Source organism: Devosia sp. (assembly GCF_036676215.1).
Classification (GTDB): domain Bacteria; phylum Pseudomonadota; class Alphaproteobacteria; order Rhizobiales; family Devosiaceae; genus Devosia.
On record NZ_JAKFDJ010000027.1, the window covers coordinates 1 to 1,609 of the forward strand.

3 protein-coding genes are annotated in these 1,609 nt (G+C 64.7%); all 3 read left to right on the forward strand.

Going from position 1 to position 1,609, the window contains the following annotated elements:
• The first annotated feature begins 140 nt into the window (after positions 1–140).
• On the forward strand, positions 141–395 hold the full coding sequence (locus tag V6M52_RS02105; RefSeq protein WP_332698937.1) for a DUF2933 domain-containing protein: 255 nt from the start codon (positions 141–143) through the stop codon (positions 393–395).
• A gap of 77 nt (positions 396–472) precedes the next feature.
• Positions 473–1,069 (forward strand): ubiquinol-cytochrome c reductase iron-sulfur subunit, encoded by a 597-nt coding sequence (gene petA / locus V6M52_RS02110; protein WP_332698940.1) that lies wholly within the window; start codon positions 473–475, stop codon positions 1,067–1,069.
• 15 nt (positions 1,070–1,084) lie between these two features.
• The coding region (locus V6M52_RS02115; protein ID WP_332698942.1) for a c-type cytochrome at positions 1,085–1,609 on the forward strand (525 nt) is incomplete at its 3' end.

Consider the following 1,609-nt stretch of genomic DNA (forward strand, 5'->3'; position numbering starts at 1 on the left):
CGTGGCAGTGATCCCCGTGGACAGGTTCCTCCATCTTCGTACCGGGACCGATGACTTGCCTGCATCGTCAAATTAAAAGTTCCGCTAACCGGGGCGCAGAGGGGTTTTCGACTCTGCCCCCAGTCTCAAAGGAGAAGAATATGAAATGCGATTCGAAAATGATGATGAAGATCGCTATCGGGTTAGGCCTTGGCCTCGCGGTTGCCTACTTCGCACTGCCCGCGGCCCAGGTGCTCATTCTGGCCAGCGCACCCATTCTGCTGGCGCTCATCTGTCCCGTGGTGATGCTCTTCATGATGATGGGCATGCAGGGCGACAAGAAGAATGAGGCCGAAAAGCCCGGCGAAAGCAAGGCGAAGGCCGGAGTCCGCGAGGCCGGTCCGGACAAGGCTTAGCGAGCGAGTTCGAACACCACAGTCACTGACGGTCGGCCGCACATCGCACCCACCCTGGATTCAAGCGAGGCCTTCGAATGTCACACACGGCAATCCCTCCAGACCCTGCGCGCCGCGTGTGGCTCACGGCAGCTTGTGCGGCTGGCGGCGCGGGCATTGTCGCAACAAGCGTGCCCTTCGTGGTTTCCATGGCTCCCAGCGAACGGGCACGCGCGCTCGGTGCGCCTGTGGAGGTCGACGTTGGGCCCATCAAGCCCGGCGAGCTACAGACCGTGGAGTGGCGCGGCAAGCCAGTATGGGTATTGCGCCGCACCGCGGACATGCTCGGGTCCCTGCGCATCCACGACGACTTGCTCAGCGACCCACATTCGAGCCGTCGGGGACAGCAGCCCGCCTACGCTCGCAACGACCTGCGCTCGATGAAGCCTGACATCGCCGTACTGGTGGCGATCTGCACCCACCTGGGTTGCGTCCCGTCCTTCAGACCAGAGCCGGGCGCCGCCGACATCGGTGCATCGTGGCCGGGCGGCTTCTATTGCCCCTGCCATGGATCGAAGTTCGATCTCGCCGGCCGGGTTTTCAAGAACGTGCCCGCTCCCAGCAACCTCGAGGTGCCGCCGCACCACTACACCGGCGAGTCGAAGCTGCTCATCGGCGAGGGGCCGCGGGCCTGATCGACGAGGCTTCATATGGCTCATGCACGCTTCGGTTTCATCGTTCTCCTGGGGCTCACCGGGAGTTCGTTCGTTGCCCCATCCCATGGAGCCGGGGACGTCGAGCGCGGCGCGCAGGCGTCGCGTTCGTGCATGGCCTGTCATTCGTTCTCACCTGGGCGCCATATGACCGGCCCGAGCCTCGCAGGGGTGTGGGGCCGCCGGGCGGGCACCGCCGCGGGGTTCGGCCGCTATTCGGACGTCCTGAAGCGCTCGGAACTCGTCTGGAACGAAAAAAATCTGGATGCGTGGCTGCGAAAGCCGGCGACGTTGATCCCGGGCAACGCCATGCTTTTCGAGGGCATACCGGACCCGGGCACGCGTGCCGATCTGCTAGCGTATCTCCAGGCCGTGTCTGGAGGTCGCGCTTCGGCGCCGGAGCGCGGGCTGCCGAACCTCAAGCGTGCCGACGCGTCCAGCCAGGTGACCGCGATCCGCTATTGCGGCGATGCCTACCGCGTCCTCACCGGCGACGGCAAGAGCCGCACCTGGTGGGAATTC

What these genes read in the sequence shown, in the direction of transcription:
- V6M52_RS02105 (WP_332698937.1), top strand. Translation starts at nt 141, where the DNA reads ATGAAATGCGATTCGAAAATGATGATGAAGATCGCTATCGGGTTAGGC.
- petA (WP_332698940.1), top strand. Translation starts at nt 473, where the DNA reads ATGTCACACACGGCAATCCCTCCAGACCCTGCGCGCCGCGTGTGGCTC.